This window comes from Peptoniphilus sp. HMSC062D09 (genome assembly GCF_001811425.1).
Lineage (GTDB): Bacteria > Bacillota > Clostridia > Tissierellales > Peptoniphilaceae > Peptoniphilus_A.
In genome coordinates, this window is sequence record NZ_KV804685.1 from 51,499 (window position 1) to 66,057 (window position 14,559).

Sequence of the window (14,559 nt, forward strand, 5' to 3'; positions counted from 1 at the left end):
TGCCAACTTCCTTCGTATGGAACACTGGATTTTCGATTCACCTGACCAAGTTGGACGAGCATATCAAGAATTCCAAGAAGAAATGTATCACAAAAATAATTTGATTAAGGGAGAATTTTATCTCAATGGCGAAAGAGTTGACCTTAAAAATGTAAAATGTCCAGTGCTTGCAATATTAGGCACAAAGGACAACCAAGTTCCTCCAAATGCTACTAGACCAATACCTAAGGCTGTTGGTTCAAAGGATGTTGAACTTGTTGAAGTTGAAACAGGTCACATTGGCCTCTTTGTATCTGGCAGAAGCCAAAGGGAAGTTGCACCAAAGATTAATGAATTTTTAACAAGCAGATCTAAATAAAAAATTAACCGGGCTTTGATGCTCGGTTTTTTAATTATATTTTAAATTTTGAGGCTCCTTAGTGGAGCTTTTCTTTTTGTATGCCTGAAAAACATAAAGGGACTCCTTAGTAAGAGTCATTATTTGTGACGTGGGGGGAAAATAAAAATCTAAAACTTTAAAAAAAATTTAATCAATTATAAAAAACAATAAAAAAAAGAGTACCAGACTTGGTACTCTTATGGTGCCCAGAGCCGGAATCGAACCAGCGACACGAGGATTTTCAGTCCTCTGCTCTACCGACTGAGCTATCTGGGCAAGTTAATGGTGGGCCTTCAGGGACTTGAACCCGGGACCTACCGGTTATGAGCCGGGCGCTCTAACCAACTGAGCTAAAGGCCCTCACCATTGGCGGAGAAAGAGGGATTTGAACCCTCGCGACCCTAATCGGGACCTACTCCCTTAGCAGGGGAGCCTCTTCAGCCACTTGAGTATTTCTCCAAATCGAAGGTCACTCTTTAGCAACTTACTTTATCTATTCTAACGGACCAGAAGTTTTTTGTCAACTATTTTTTACAAAAAATTTAAAATCTTTTTATACTTTCACCCTATTTAAAGGACCCTGCTCAAGCATTATCTCATACTTTTTAAAAAAAATAAAGGTAAAAAATGATATTGACATAAAATTAAATTGACTATATAATGAATGTATGAACAAATATCGAATCTTAATTCGTGTAATTTTTAGCGTGAGGTAATTATGAATAAATATATTTTTCACTTAAAGGGACTTACTTGTGCAAACTGCGCAGGAAAAATTGAAGAAAAACTTAAAGAGACGCCTGGCATGATAAATCTCAACTACGATTTTTTAAATGATGAGCTTACTTTTGAATCTGAAAAAGAATCTAAGGATTTAAAAAGTGAGATTCAAGATATAGTTGACTCCATAGAAGAGGGTGTAACAGTTACAGAAGATTTAAATGAAGAGATTGAGTATGAAGAGGAAGAAGAGGAGGAAGAAAACTTTTCTATTTACAAGTGTATCTTAGTCTTTTTTGGAATAATAATTCTACATTTTTTAAATCTTCCTGAAAAAATTAGATTTGTCTCTTACATAGTTTTATATGTAATTATTGGATACGATATAGTTAAAGCTTCCATTTCAAAAATTACCACGGGAAATTTTATGGATGAAAAATTTCTAATGACAGTGGCATCTATTGCAGCTATTATTTCTGGAGAATACGCCGAAGCTGTTGCTGTAATGCTATTTTATACTGTTGGAGAAATAATCCAAGATAGGGCTGTAGATAGTTCAAAGAAATCAATTAGAGAAGCCTTAAAATTAAAACCTGAATTTGCGAATTTAAAGAAGGGTGATAAGATAAGTAAAGTTGATCCAACGGAAGTTTCTGTTGGTCAAGTTATTGTAATTATGCCTGGAGAAAAAGTGCCTCTCGATGGAAAAATAATTAAGGGTGCATCAAACCTTGACACTTCAAATATTTCTGGAGAGTTTGCACCAATTTCTCTTGAAGTTGGGGACGAAATCACTTCAGGTTTTGTCAACTTAGACTCATCTCTTGAAGTTGAAGTTACAAAGGAATATAAAGAGGGGACAATTGCAAAAATTATTGACATGGTAAAAAATGCCAGTACAAACAAGGCGAAAGTTGAGAAATTCATCACAAGATTTGCAAAAATTTACACACCAATTGTCATAGGACTTGCAGTCTTACTTTTCCTAGTTTTAAATTTTGCAAGTTCACTAACTTTTAAAGAATCAATTTATAGGGCTGCCATATTTTTGGTAATATCCTGTCCTTGTGCTTTAGCAATTTCTGTTCCTCTTACAATTTTTGCAGGAATTGGCTCTCTTTCAAGAAGATCAATTTTTGTAAAGGGAGGAAATTCTATTGAAGCTTTGACAGATATTGATGGTGTTGCCTTTGATAAGACAGGAACAGTTACTAAGGGCGAATTTACTCTCGCAGAAGTTGAAGAAATAAAGGCTACAAGAGATGAAATTTTGGAAATTGCAGCAGTGGGAGAGATGTACTCAACTCATCCTATTGCAAAGGCAATTGTAAAAAGTTTTAAAACTACAAAGACGCCTGAACACTTAAATAACATTGGTGGAAAGGGAATTGAGTTTGAATTAGATGGCAAATCTTATTTAGTTGGAAATAAAAAATTAATGGACGACTTTTCTTTAAAACTTGAAAAGGAAGGAAGTTCAAATTTTGTAGATGTCTTTGTTGCAGATAAAAATGAAATTTTAGGAATTATAAAACTAAAAGATGAGATAAAAGAAGGCGTTAAGGAAAGTGTAGATAATCTTCACAAGAGGGGCGTAAAAACTTATATGTTCTCTGGCGACAAGGAAAATGTAGTTATGGAAATAGCCACTGAAGTTGGAATAGATTATTACAAGGGCTCACTTCTTCCTGATGACAAGGTTAGGGAAATAAGGGAAATCGAAAAAAATAAAAAGATTGCCTTTGTTGGAGACGGAACTAATGACGCACCTTCTCTTGCAAGCGCCTACCTAGGCATAAGTATGGGCAGCGGATCTGACATCGCCATTGAAACTTCAGATATAGTTTTATTAAAAAATGACATTTCCTCTGTAGTAAGAGCAATTGACATTGCAAAAAAAGTTAAAAAGATTGCCTATCAAAATATTTTTATAGCCCTATTTTTAAAGCTAGTAGTCCTAGTTCTTGGCGCAATAGGATATGTTTCCATGCCACTTGCTGTTTTTGCCGATGTGGGAGTTGCCCTTATCTGTATTTTAAATTCTCTTAGAGTTTTTAAGGAGAAATAAAACATAGTAAAATGCTATGAATTATTAGTGTTAATAAATAGTTGGATAATTTTAAAAATAAATTTTTAAGGTTTTTGAATTTAAAAAACACCATAAAAGCTTATAAAATAGAGAAAATTTATTATTTTTAATAAAATTAATAAAATTTCATCATAAAAAAATAACAATATTTATTGAAAAATTAAAATTATTATGTTACTATTATGACAGAACATTATGAATATAAAAATTCATAAATTTTGGTATAATTTTATGGAGGTAAATTAAATGGCATATGTAATTAACGATTCTTGCATCGCTTGTGGTGCATGTCAACCAGAATGTCCAGTAGGATGTATTTCTGAAGGAGATATCTATACAATTGACGAAGCTCAATGTATCGATTGCGGTAGCTGTGCAGCTGTTTGCCCAGTTGGTGCTCCAAATCCTGAAGACTAATTACTTAAAAGAAAGATAGGTTTCATGCCTATCTTTTTTTATTTTTAAATTTTATTTATTTTTAAAGAGAGAACTGTGTTTTCTCTTTTTTTATTGTAAATTTTTTGAAATAAAGTAAATATTTCACTATAAGTTCACAATTTCGGTTATAATAGATATAAACGAAAAGTTAAGAAATGTTTAATATTTTTATAATAAATATCAAACTTTATTTAAAAAAATATTGAATTAAGGCATTGAAAGTGCAATAATTATTTTTCATTAAATTTTAGTTAATAAAAAATCAATAAAATTAAAATAAATTATTTTAAATGAAGTATTAGAAATTATACTCAATTTGCTTTTAATTTGAAAGGAGAAGTAGAGTATGCTAATTCATATGGGATTAGATGTTGGTTCCACTACTGTAAAACTTGTAATATTAGATGAAAAATTAAATATCTTGTATAAAACTTATAGAAGACATTATTCTGATGTTAGAAAAACTGTAAAGGATGTCATCAATGAAGTTTATAAGGACTTCAAATATGAGACAGTTACTGTAAATGTAACTGGAAGTGGTGGTCTTTCTGTCCACAAATTTTTGGATATAGACTTTATCCAAGAAGTTGTGGCAGGAAGGGAGGCAATATCTTGTTTCATTCCAAAAACTGATGTTGCCATTGAACTTGGTGGCGAAGACTCAAAAATTACTTATTTAAGAGGGTCTGTTGAACAGAGAATGAACAGTATTTGTGCTGGAGGTACTGGTGCCTTTATAGATCAGATGGCGTCTCTTCTTCAGACTGATGCTTCTGGCTTAAATGAAATGGCAAAGGATTATGAAAAAATATATCCAATAGCATCTCGCTGTGGTGTCTTTGCCAAGACTGATGTGCAAGCACTTATTAATCAAGGTGCCAGCAAGTCTGACATAGCAATTTCTGTCTTCCAATCAGTTGTCAACCAAACTATTTCAAACCTTGCTTGTGGCAGACCAATTAGGGGAAATGTAGCCTTTTTAGGTGGACCCCTTCACTTTTTGCCAATGCTAAAGGAAAGATTTGTTGAAACTTTAAATTTAAGTGAAGACGAGATAATTTCACCAGAAAATTCACAAATATTTGTGGCTCTGGGAGCAGCTCTTTCTAGTTTTGATTCAAAGCCAATTTCCTTTGTGGAATTATTTAATCGCGTAAATAAAAGTGCCGACATAAACATCAAGGAAAGTGATGTAATGCCGCCACTTTTCACAAGTGATGAAGAAGTCATAGCCTTTCGTGAAAGACATAAGACTAAGTCACTTAAAAAAGTGGATTTAAAAACTTATAAAGGACCAATTTATTTGGGCATAGACTCAGGATCAACAACATCAAAACTTGTGGCAATTTCTGATAAAAATGAACTACTCTTCAGTTTTTATGGGTCAAACAAGGGCAATCCCCTTGACATAGCCATAGAAAACTTAAAAGAAATATATAAAGAAAAAAATGACAAGGCATATTTTGCTGGCTGTGGCACAACTGGTTATGGGGAAGAATTTTTAAAGGCTGCACTTAACTTAGACTTTGGAGAAGTTGAAACCATAGCTCACTTTACTGCTGCCAAATATTTTGACCCGGAAGTTGACTTTATTTTAGACATTGGCGGACAAGACATGAAGTCCATGAAAATTAGAAATGGCGTAATAGAATCAATACTTCTAAATGAAGCTTGCTCTGCCGGCTGTGGATCCTTCCTTGAAACTTTTGCTCATTCAGTAAATATGAGCGCAGAAGAATTTGCCAAGGAGGCAACATTGTCAAGAAAGCCAGTAGATTTAGGTTCACGCTGTACAGTTTTCATGAATTCCAATGTAAAGCAAGCTCAAAAGGAAGGGGCATCAGTGCCAGATATTTCTGCAGGACTTGCCTATTCTGTAATTAGAAATGCCATTCAAAAGGTAATAAAAATTAGGGACCCTAAGGAGTTAGGCGAACACATAGTAGTTCAAGGCGGCACATTTTTGTCTGATGCTGTCTTAAGAGCCTTCGAAAACTTGACTGGTGTTGATGTTACAAGACCAGACATTGCAGGCCTTATGGGTGCACTTGGAATGGCACTTATTTCTAAAGAAAAATCTACAGGTAAATCTAATTTAATATCTGAGGAAGAATTAGAAAAATTTGAATATAAATCAATTTCAACAAATTGTAGACAATGCACAAATAATTGTGCCCTTTCTGTAAATGTATTTCCCAATGGAAAGAGATACATCACAGGAAACAGGTGCGAAAAGGGAGCAGGTCGCTTAAGAAGTAAAGAAGATGAGCTGCCAAATATGTTCCGCTACAAATACGAAAGGGTCTTTGACTACAAATCACTTCCAGAAAGGGAAGCTAAGCGTGGTCTAGTGGGTATACCTAGAGTTCTAAATATTTATGAAAACTATCCCTTCTGGCATACATTTTTCACAGAGCTTGGATATTCAGTAGTCCTTTCAAGTAAATCGTCAAGAGAAATTTACGAAAAGGGAATAGAGACAATTACCAGTGAAACTGCTTGCTATCCGGCAAAAATTTCTCACGGTCACATAGAAGACCTGATAGAAAAGGGACTTGACTTTATATTTTACCCAGCAGTATTTTATGAAGAAAAGCAATTTGAGAAGGCAGACAACACATTAAACTGTCCTGTGGTGGCAGGTTATTCTGAAGTTATAAAGAACAATGTGGATGCCATAATTGATGGAAAAGTAAAGTTTATGAATCCCTTTATTTCCTTTGACGACAGAAAAAAACTTGAGAAGAGACTTTCTGATGTCTTCGACTTCATACCTAAAGACGAAGTGAAAAAAGCTGTCCGTGCAGCTTATGAAGAGCAAGACAGGTATAGACTTGATGTCTTAAATGAAGGCAATAGAATCTTAGAAGAAGTGACTAAAAAAAATCAAAGGGCAATAGTTTTATCAGGTAGGCCTTATCACATTGACCCAGAAATAAATCACGGCATACCAGAACTAATTACAAGCCTAGGTCTTGCTGTAATTTCTGAAGATGGAATTGCAAGAAATGTTGAAATCGACTCAAGACTTAGAGTCCTAGACCAATGGAATTATCACTCAAGACTTTACAGGGCGGCAAAATTTGTGGGAGAACATGAAAACTTAGAGCTTGTTCAACTTAACTCCTTTGGTTGCGGAATTGATGCAGTTACAACTGACCAAGTTCAACATATTTTAGAGTCCTACAACAAGATTTATACAGCCCTAAAAATTGACGAAGTTTCAAATTTAGGTGCCGTAAAAATTAGAATTAGGTCCTTAATTGAAGCAGCAGAAAAGAGAGAATTTGAAAAAATAGACGCTGAACTTGAAGGACTTCTTGACGATGATCCTGTAATGTTTACAAAGGAAATGAAGGAAGATTATACAATTTTAATGCCGCAAATGTCTCCGCTTCACTTTAGCGTTTTTGAACCAATCCTAAGACATGAGGGAATAAACATTGAACTCCTAGAAGATTCGGGTCACAAGGTTGTCAATGAAGGCTTAAAATATGTAAATAACGACGCTTGTTATCCATCAATTTTTGTAGTTGGACAATTTATGGATGCAGTAAAGTCTGGCAAGTATGACACAAACCGCCTGGCTCTTTTAATGAGTCAAACTGGTGGTGCTTGCAGGGCATCAAACTATGTTGGCTTTATAAGAAAGGCATTAAAGGATGCAGGTTACGGACACGTGCCAGTAATTGGACTTTCCTTCCAAGGAATTGAAAAGCACACAGGTCTTGAATTTGACAAAAAACAATTAGTTAGAATTGGCAGAAAATTAATTCAAGGCATGCTTTACGCAGATCTCATCATGAGACTTACTCAAGCAACGAGACCTTATGAAGTGATAAAGGGTTCAGCAAATATTTTGCGCGACAGATGGATTGACATTACCACATCAGAAGACTTAAATTACAGCAAGAAAACTTTTATATCCAACATTAACAAGATGATTGGAGAATTTAATAGACTTGAAATAAGAAATGAAAAGAAACCAAAAGTTGGAATAGTTGGAGAAATCTTAGTAAAGTATGACCCAGCTGCCAACAATCATGTGGCAGAACTTCTTGAAAAGGAAGGGGCAGAAGTTGTTATTCCTGATTTGACAGATTTTATGATGTATTCCTTTAAGAATGCAAGGGCAAAGGCTGATAAACTTTCAAAGTCAAGACTTACTGCCTTTGTATGTGAAATGGGAATTTCCTATATTGAATCCTACAGAAAGCATATTAGATTGGCACTTGAACCTACAAGGTTTATAGTTCCAGAAAAAATTGAAGAGATAATTGACTATGCAGAAAAGTATGTTGACCTTGGAAACCAATATGGTGAAGGATGGCTTTTGACTGGCGAAATGGTGGAACTAATTGAATCTGGCGTGGAAAATATTGTCTGCGTTCAACCTTTTGGCTGTCTTCCAAATCACATCACAGGCAAGGGCGTCATAAAGGCAATAAGAAATTCCTACGAAAGGGCAAATATCATTCCAATTGATTATGACGCTTCAGCATCAGAAGTTAATCAATTTAACAGAATTAAACTAATGCTTTCACAAGCCAAGAGAAATATGGAACAAGGCGAAGATAAATACAACAGAGGCTATTTAAAGAAAGCTGCCAGCTTAAAAAATTAAAATTTATTAAAGTTTAAAAAATAAAAAGGACAAAAAATTTCCCCTCAGCCTTGAGGGGATTTTTCTTGTCCTAATTTATTAATCTTAATTAAATATAAATTTTCTAAATAAACTCGAAATAATTAGATTTTTTTAAAAATATTTTTCAAAGTTTCATCTTGCAATAAATTATTTGTGCTATCTTGTTTTTTCTTTTCGTCGTTGTAAACTTGGATGTCCTTTTGTGGGTTGTAAGTTTGACCCTTAAGAGCTGCCTCAAAGGAATCCTTAGCTTCTTGCATCTTAACTTGGAAATCATTTAGTTCAATAATAAATTTTTTGGCAGAATCTTCATTTTTAGTCATAATAGATTCCTTAAGTCCAGGCAAAATTTCTAGTGCCTTTTCGCTTGCCCTTACAGTGTAATCGTGAGAGTTTTTAAATTTATCTGGCACGCTCATATTTTTAATTTTATCAACAGTATTTCTAATTTCAGAATCTGCTTTGTCATAGGCAGCATTTAAGTCTGCATCAGAAAGTTTTGCTGCATTTTCAAAGAAACTTGATTTTAAATTGACAATAGATTTAGTCAAATCATTTTGCAAATTTTTAATTTCCTTTACATATACTTCTTCATCAGTTGATAAATCTAGGATTGAAGAATTTGCTGAGTCCTTAATAATTACCTTAAAGTTGTCATTGTCCCACTTAACTTCAGCCTTCAAATTTTCAGCAACAAATCTTAGGGGAACAAAAGTGCGTTCGCTTTTTATAATAGCTGGTGCATCTAGTTCAAGATCTTTTCCATTTACCTTTGCTTTTTTTGAATCAATTTTTAATTCAATGGAAGTATCCTTGCCCTTAACAGTAACAAGTCTTGCATCATTATTCCAACCTACTTCATAACCTAGTGTTTCAGAAATAAATCTAATGGGAACCATGGTTCTGTCATTTTGAATAAAGGGTGCAACGTCTGATTTAATAATTTTTCCATTGTACTCAATTACTGGAGTTCTAGATGCAAATACATTTGAGCTAATAAAAATTAAGATTACTAGTGAGAATATAAGTGATTTAAATTTTTTCATTTAATTCTTCCTCCTTATTTACTTTTACTTGTGTAAGAGTTTGGGTCAAATTGCTTTTCAATATAAATTAAGTTAGAATCCTTGTCACCTTGAAGTTCAATAAAAGCACCATCTCTTTCTGTAGGTGAAACTTCACCCTTGTCATCATCCTTAAAGAATACAATGTATTCTTTGTTTGGTGTGAGAGTCTTAGGAAGGCTTACTTCAATTTGTGATAAGTCGCCCTTATAGTCCTTTAAGAAAGAAGTGTTCATGCCTTCTGCTGTTGAAGTTGAAATTCTAACTCTTGATATGTAATCAGAGTTTTTAATCAGTTCATTAACAGCTTCCTTGTCAAAGTTTGATGTAGTAATTTCTTCTTCGCTAGCTTCTTTTTCTACAGCAACAGAAGATATTTTTGCGTCATTAGTTTTTTCTGCCTTAGCATTTTTTTTGCCACAGCCTGCTAGACTAAGTGCCAAAGTAAAAGATATTAAAACAATTAATAATTTTTTCATAACTACCTCCAATTTAGTTAATTATATCATAAATAAGCTGAAGAAGAATTATATAATTTTAAATTAAGGACAATATGATATAATAAAAAGGGTGATAGAATGCCAAAAGAAGTGCTATTTATTTTAAATAAATTAAATGAAGAAGGCTTTGACGCCTACATTGTAGGAGGTTGCGTCAGGGACAAACTTTTGGGTCTTCATCCTCACGATTATGATATAACAACTTCTGCTGAGCCTAATGAAATTAAAAGAGTTTTTAAAGATTTTAAAACTATATTAATAGGCGAAGAGTTTGGCACAGTTGGCGTTTTAATTGATAAAACTCTTTACGAAGTCACGACTTTTAGGATTGATGGCAAGTATTTAAATTTTAGAAAGCCAGAAAATGTAACTTTTTCAAAAAGTTTAAGAGAAGATTTGAAGAGGCGAGACTTCACAATAAATGCCATGGCTATGGATTCAAATGGAGAGCTTTACGATCCCTTTGGCGGTAAAAAGGACTTAGATGATAAAGTTTTAAGGGCTGTTGGAAGGCCCAATGAAAGAATAAAAGAAGATGCCATAAGAATTTTAAGGGCAATTAGGTTTGCAGGTAGGTTTGATTTTTATATTGAAGATGAACTTTTCGATGCAATTTCCTTTGAAAGAAAACTCCTTAAAAAAATTTCCCCAGAGAGAATTTTTGATGAGTTTTCAAAAATGATAACATCAGAAAGACCTTCTTACTATCTACTTTTAATGGACGAGACGGGAGTTCTCGATGTAATTTTTCCGGAGCTAAAGAGGACAGTTGGCTTCTCACAATTTTCTCCCTACCACGACAAAACTCTCTTTGATCACTTAGTTTGTGTAATGGATGAGGTAAAGCCAGACTTAGCTCTTAGACTTGCGGGGCTTTTTCACGACATATCAAAGGTTGATACACTTTCCATTGGCGAAGATGGCAGGGGACACTTTTACGGTCACGAAGTTTTGGGATCAGATTTAGTTTCTGAAATTTTAAAGAGATATAGAGTCTCCAACAAAATTATTGATAAGGTTAAAATTTTAATTCTAGACCACATGAAGGTTCACAGCGAAATGACAGATAAGGCACTGAGAAGGCAGATAAAAAGAGTGGGAAGAGATAATGTATTGGACCTCTACGACCTTTTAATTGCCGATTGCAGGTGTACTAGAATTGATAGAGATGCAAGCTTTATTATAAAGAGAAAAAATAGGGTAAAAGAACTATTAGATGAAAAAGAAATGAAAACTGAAAAGTTTTTAGAGATAAATGGAAATGACATTAAGGCTTTGGGTTTTAAAGAAGGCAAGATTATTGGGAAAATCTTAAAGATCTTGAAAACTTAGTTTTAGATGACCCAGAGAAAAACAAGAGAGATTACTTAATAGATTATATAGATAAAAATTACAGGTGATAAAATGACAAGATTATTTGGAACAGACGGAGTTCGTGGCATTGCCAATCAAAAACTAACTCCAAAACTATGCTACGATATTGGAAGGGCAGCTGCCTTTGTACTTACAAAGAATAAAAAGGGAAAAGTTTTAGTTGGAAGAGATACAAGACTTTCAGGCGACTTAGTAGAATCTGCTCTTATTGCAGGCTTTATGAGCCTTGGACTTGATGTAGATGTGGCTGGAGTGATTCCTACACCAGGAGTAGCCTACCTCACTAGGACTGGAGACTACCTTTGCGGAGTTTCTATTTCTGCCTCACACAATCCCTTTGAATACAATGGCATAAAGTTTTTCTCTAGCGATGGACTTAAACTTGACGACAGTCTCGAAGATGACATTGAAGAAAAAGTTCTTTCTACTACAAAAATTTATAAAGATGTAACGGGAGAACAAGTGGGAAGAGTAAATAGGTCTCATGAATTTACAGAAAAATACATTTCTTACTTAAAGGGACTTACTGATGAGAGGTTTGATGGATTTGAAGTTGCAGTAGATGCAGGAAATGGCGCTCAATCCTTTATAGCAGAAGAAGTTTTAAAATCCTATGGAGCAAGGGTAAAAATTATAAATAATGAGCCCAATGGCAAAAATATCAACGATAAGTGCGGCTCAACAAATCCAAAATTAATTGAAGAACTAGTAAAAAAAGAAAAATCAAATATTGGCATGAGTTTTGACGGAGATGCAGACAGGATTATTGCTGTTGACGAAGAGGGGAAAATTGTTGATGGCGACCACATCTTGGCAATTGCTGCAACATACCTAAAGGAAAATAATAAACTTAATAATAATGCAGCTGTGGGAACTATAATGTCAAATATGGGCCTCAAAAAATATCTTGAGTCCATAGGCGTGGATTTTATCGAGACAAAAGTTGGCGACAGATACATTTTAGAGAGGATGTTAAAGGACGACTATATAATTGGGGCAGAACAATCTGGTCATGTCATCTTCCTTGACTACAATACAACTGGCGACGGACTTGCAACGGGAATACATCTTTTGGGAATCATGAAAAAAACTGGCAAAAAATTGTCAGAATTAAATGGACTTATGAAAGATTATCCACAAGTTTTAAAAAATGCAAGGGTTAGAGACGAATTAAAAAATAGATATGAAGAATTTCCTGATATAATTAAGGCAATAAAGGAAGTGGAAGAAGCTTATCACGGAAGTGGAAGAGTTGTAATTAGACCATCTGGTACAGAAGCTCTTGTTCGCGTTATGATCGAAGGCGAAGACACTTATAAACTTTCACAAGATGCTGATAAACTAGTAAAAATTATTGAAGAGAAATTGAATTAGGAGCATATAATGTACAAAATAATATCAGATACAAGTTGTGATTTATCAAAAGAAGAAGTAAAAGAATTGGGAATTGAATATGTGCCCTTTAAAATTGCCATTGATGGTGTTGAGTATGAAGATGATTACAATTTAAACATGGAAGAATACTTGGATAAAATGGAAAAGACAGAAAATGCAATAAAGACAGCTTGTCCATCACCCTATGATTATTTAAAAATTATTGAAGAAAATTCCGACAAGGACCTTTATATTCTTACAATTTCCTCAAAATTATCTGGATCTTACAATTCTGCCAAAATTGCAGAACAGGAAGCAAGGGAAAAATTTAAGGACATAAAAATTCATGTAATTGACACAAAGGCAGCCTCAGCAGGACACACAAGAGTGGTTTTAAAACTTTTAGATTTAGTTAAGGATAAAAGTTTTGAAGAAGTTGTGCCTGCCATCGAAAGTGAAGTCAACAATTCTACAACTATGTTTGTCCTTGAAAGCATGAAAAATTTAATAAAAAACGGAAGAATAAAAAAGTCTGCTGGTCTCATTGCCAATGTCTTAAATATTAGACCTATTATGATTTCAAAGGATGGAGATATTGAGCTATTTGAGATCAATCGTGGAATAAAAAAATCTCTTGATAAGATGATTAAGGCAATTGGAAGTGAATGCAAAGCAGGCGCCCCAAATCTTATTACAATTTCCTATGTCAAGAACAAAGAGCGTGCAGAGCAAATTAAAGATAAAATTGAAGAACTATACCAAGGTGCAATAGTTCACGTGAGACATACTAATGGTCTTTCCTCTGGATACGCAGACATTGGAGGTATTGTCATAGGTTTTTGAGGTGAATTATGAGAAAAAGCGAAAATGAAAAAAATTTTGAAGAAAAAATTAATACTGCTTTTAGAGAAGAAAATTTTAAAGAGATTGGCGATTTAATTGGCGAAGGAATCGACACTGCCATTGATGTTACAAAGTCATCTCTTAACAAATTTATAAATAAAAATAAGGTGGATTTGCCCTACAGCGTGCAAAATGACGACAGAATAATAAACCAAAACCCAAAAACTGTTAAAAGAGTGAAGACTTTGGGCTTTATTGCCAAGGCTTCAATAGTTTTTCATCTATTTGCACTCTTTGGATTTCTAATGGACATGTTTGATACTTATGGAACAATTAGAGAAGATCTCCCAGCTTTAATTTTTTGGGTAATACCTGCCCTTGTTATTTCTTTCTATATAAATTACAGAGTAAAAAAAGATAAGAATCAAATAATTAGGTTTAGAAAGTACAATCGTGAAATTGGAAATAATACAGTAATTCCAACAGCTGACCTTGCTGCTATAACTGCAAAGCCAATTGATTTTACAATAAATGATCTCTTAAATATGATTGAAAAGGACTATTACAGACAAGCTAGGATTGTGGAAAATGGAGAACTTTTTATATTAGATTCCAATACCTATAAGCTCTACAAGGAAGAAATGCTTCGCGACCCCAAGGAAAGGTATGAGGAGCTAGAGGATAAGGAAAGTAATGCTCTTGTAGAAGAATATTTATCTAGGGCAAAAAGAGATGTTACAGCTTTAACAGAAATGACTCCAAAACTTAGAGAGCCAATGAAAGCTAAGATATCTGAATTTTTACAAATAGTGGGAAAGATTTTTGAACTTTTAAAGGAAAATCCAAATACAGCAAAGGATTTAGACAAGGTCATAAATTTTTACTTGCCAACCACAGTAAAACTCATGGATAATTACATCGACCTAAGTGAAAAACCAACAGATTCAGTAAAATCATCTTTAAAATCCATGGAGCAAACTATGGATTTAGTAAATGATGGATTTATGAAAATGTTAGATAATATTTACCAAGAAAAAATCATGGACCTTTCAAGTGACATGAGCGTTTTAAAATCAATGCTTAGACAAGAAGGACTTTTAGACCAAGATAACTTTAATTTAGGAGGAAAATAA

The 14,559-nt window shown here is 33.8% G+C and carries 9 protein-coding genes, 3 tRNA genes and 1 pseudogene; 8 read left to right on the top strand and 5 right to left on the bottom strand.

All coding sequences use genetic code 11. The features are described from left to right. Nucleotides 1-358 (top strand): annotated as a pseudogene (locus HMPREF2801_RS00500) (class III poly(R)-hydroxyalkanoic acid synthase subunit PhaC); the annotation flags it as partial. Between the two features lie 221 nt (nt 359-579). Here the strand turns inward: HMPREF2801_RS00500 and HMPREF2801_RS00505 are convergent. From HMPREF2801_RS00505 to HMPREF2801_RS00515, 3 genes are all read right to left on the bottom strand, one after another. Further along, a tRNA-Phe gene (locus tag HMPREF2801_RS00505) sits at nt 580-655 on the bottom strand. Nucleotides 656-662: 7 nt separating this feature from the next. After that, nucleotides 663-739, bottom strand: a tRNA-Ile gene (locus HMPREF2801_RS00510). Nucleotides 740-746: 7 nt separating this feature from the next. Then, a tRNA-Ser gene (locus HMPREF2801_RS00515) sits at nt 747-838 on the bottom strand. Between the two features lie 259 nt (nt 839-1,097). Here HMPREF2801_RS00515 and HMPREF2801_RS00520 point away from each other — a divergent pair. The 3 genes from HMPREF2801_RS00520 (at nt 1,098) to HMPREF2801_RS00530 (ending at nt 8,250) form a co-directional block, all read left to right on the top strand. Beyond that, entirely contained in the window at nt 1,098-3,167 is a 2,070-nt protein-coding gene (locus HMPREF2801_RS00520; protein ID WP_070609978.1) for a heavy metal translocating P-type ATPase, read from the top strand. Nucleotides 3,168-3,434: 267 nt separating this feature from the next. Continuing rightward, nucleotides 3,435-3,605, top strand: a complete 171-nt coding sequence (locus HMPREF2801_RS00525; RefSeq protein WP_019124611.1) for a DUF362 domain-containing protein — start codon at nt 3,435-3,437, stop codon at nt 3,603-3,605. 367 nt (nt 3,606-3,972) lie between these two features. Then, the gene (locus tag HMPREF2801_RS00530; RefSeq protein ID WP_070609979.1) at nt 3,973-8,250 is read left to right on the top strand and encodes a 2-hydroxyacyl-CoA dehydratase; all 4,278 of its coding nucleotides are present in this window, start codon (nt 3,973-3,975) and stop codon (nt 8,248-8,250) included. A 122-nt stretch (nt 8,251-8,372) separates the two neighbouring features. Here HMPREF2801_RS00530 and HMPREF2801_RS00535 read toward each other — a convergent pair whose 3' ends face one another. Further along, nucleotides 8,373-9,317 carry a copper amine oxidase N-terminal domain-containing protein gene (locus tag HMPREF2801_RS00535; protein WP_070609980.1) on the bottom strand — a complete coding sequence of 315 codons (945 nt, stop codon included), beginning with the start codon at nt 9,315-9,317 and terminating at the stop codon, nt 8,373-8,375. Between the two features lie 14 nt (nt 9,318-9,331). After that, entirely contained in the window at nt 9,332-9,814 is a 483-nt protein-coding gene (locus HMPREF2801_RS00540; RefSeq protein ID WP_070609981.1) for a hypothetical protein, read from the bottom strand. Nucleotides 9,815-9,913: 99 nt separating this feature from the next. Between HMPREF2801_RS00540 and HMPREF2801_RS00545 the strand changes: the two genes are divergently transcribed. The 4 genes from HMPREF2801_RS00545 to HMPREF2801_RS00560 all read left to right on the top strand — a co-directional run bounded on the left by HMPREF2801_RS00545 (nt 9,914) and on the right by HMPREF2801_RS00560 (nt 14,559). Further along, nucleotides 9,914-11,167 (top strand): CCA tRNA nucleotidyltransferase, encoded by a 1,254-nt coding sequence (locus HMPREF2801_RS00545; RefSeq protein WP_246829950.1) that lies wholly within the window; start codon nt 9,914-9,916, stop codon nt 11,165-11,167. 72 nt (nt 11,168-11,239) lie between these two features. Then, nucleotides 11,240-12,583: a phosphoglucosamine mutase gene (gene glmM / locus HMPREF2801_RS00550; RefSeq protein WP_070609982.1), complete on the top strand. Its 1,344-nt coding sequence runs from the start codon at nt 11,240-11,242 to the stop codon at nt 12,581-12,583. A 9-nt stretch (nt 12,584-12,592) separates the two neighbouring features. Further along, a complete protein-coding gene (locus HMPREF2801_RS00555; RefSeq protein ID WP_070609984.1) occupies nt 12,593-13,426 on the top strand; it encodes a DegV family protein in 834 nt (277 codons plus the stop codon). A gap of 8 nt (nt 13,427-13,434) precedes the next feature. Further along, nucleotides 13,435-14,559 (top strand): 5-bromo-4-chloroindolyl phosphate hydrolysis family protein, encoded by a 1,125-nt coding sequence (locus tag HMPREF2801_RS00560; RefSeq protein WP_070609990.1) that lies wholly within the window; start codon nt 13,435-13,437, stop codon nt 14,557-14,559.

What these genes read in the sequence shown, in the direction of transcription:
- HMPREF2801_RS00545 (WP_246829950.1), top strand. Translation starts at nt 9,914, where the DNA reads ATGCCAAAAGAAGTGCTATTTATTTTAAATAAATTAAATGAAGAAGGC.
- HMPREF2801_RS00560 (WP_070609990.1), top strand. Translation starts at nt 13,435, where the DNA reads ATGAGAAAAAGCGAAAATGAAAAAAATTTTGAAGAAAAAATTAATACT.
- HMPREF2801_RS00525 (WP_019124611.1), top strand. Translation starts at nt 3,435, where the DNA reads ATGGCATATGTAATTAACGATTCTTGCATCGCTTGTGGTGCATGTCAA.
- HMPREF2801_RS00555 (WP_070609984.1), top strand. Translation starts at nt 12,593, where the DNA reads ATGTACAAAATAATATCAGATACAAGTTGTGATTTATCAAAAGAAGAA.
- HMPREF2801_RS00530 (WP_070609979.1), top strand. Translation starts at nt 3,973, where the DNA reads ATGCTAATTCATATGGGATTAGATGTTGGTTCCACTACTGTAAAACTT.
- HMPREF2801_RS00535 (WP_070609980.1), bottom strand. Translation starts at nt 9,317, where the DNA reads ATGAAAAAATTTAAATCACTTATATTCTCACTAGTAATCTTAATTTTT.
- HMPREF2801_RS00520 (WP_070609978.1), top strand. Translation starts at nt 1,098, where the DNA reads ATGAATAAATATATTTTTCACTTAAAGGGACTTACTTGTGCAAACTGC.
- HMPREF2801_RS00540 (WP_070609981.1), bottom strand. Translation starts at nt 9,814, where the DNA reads ATGAAAAAATTATTAATTGTTTTAATATCTTTTACTTTGGCACTTAGT.
- glmM (WP_070609982.1), top strand. Translation starts at nt 11,240, where the DNA reads ATGACAAGATTATTTGGAACAGACGGAGTTCGTGGCATTGCCAATCAA.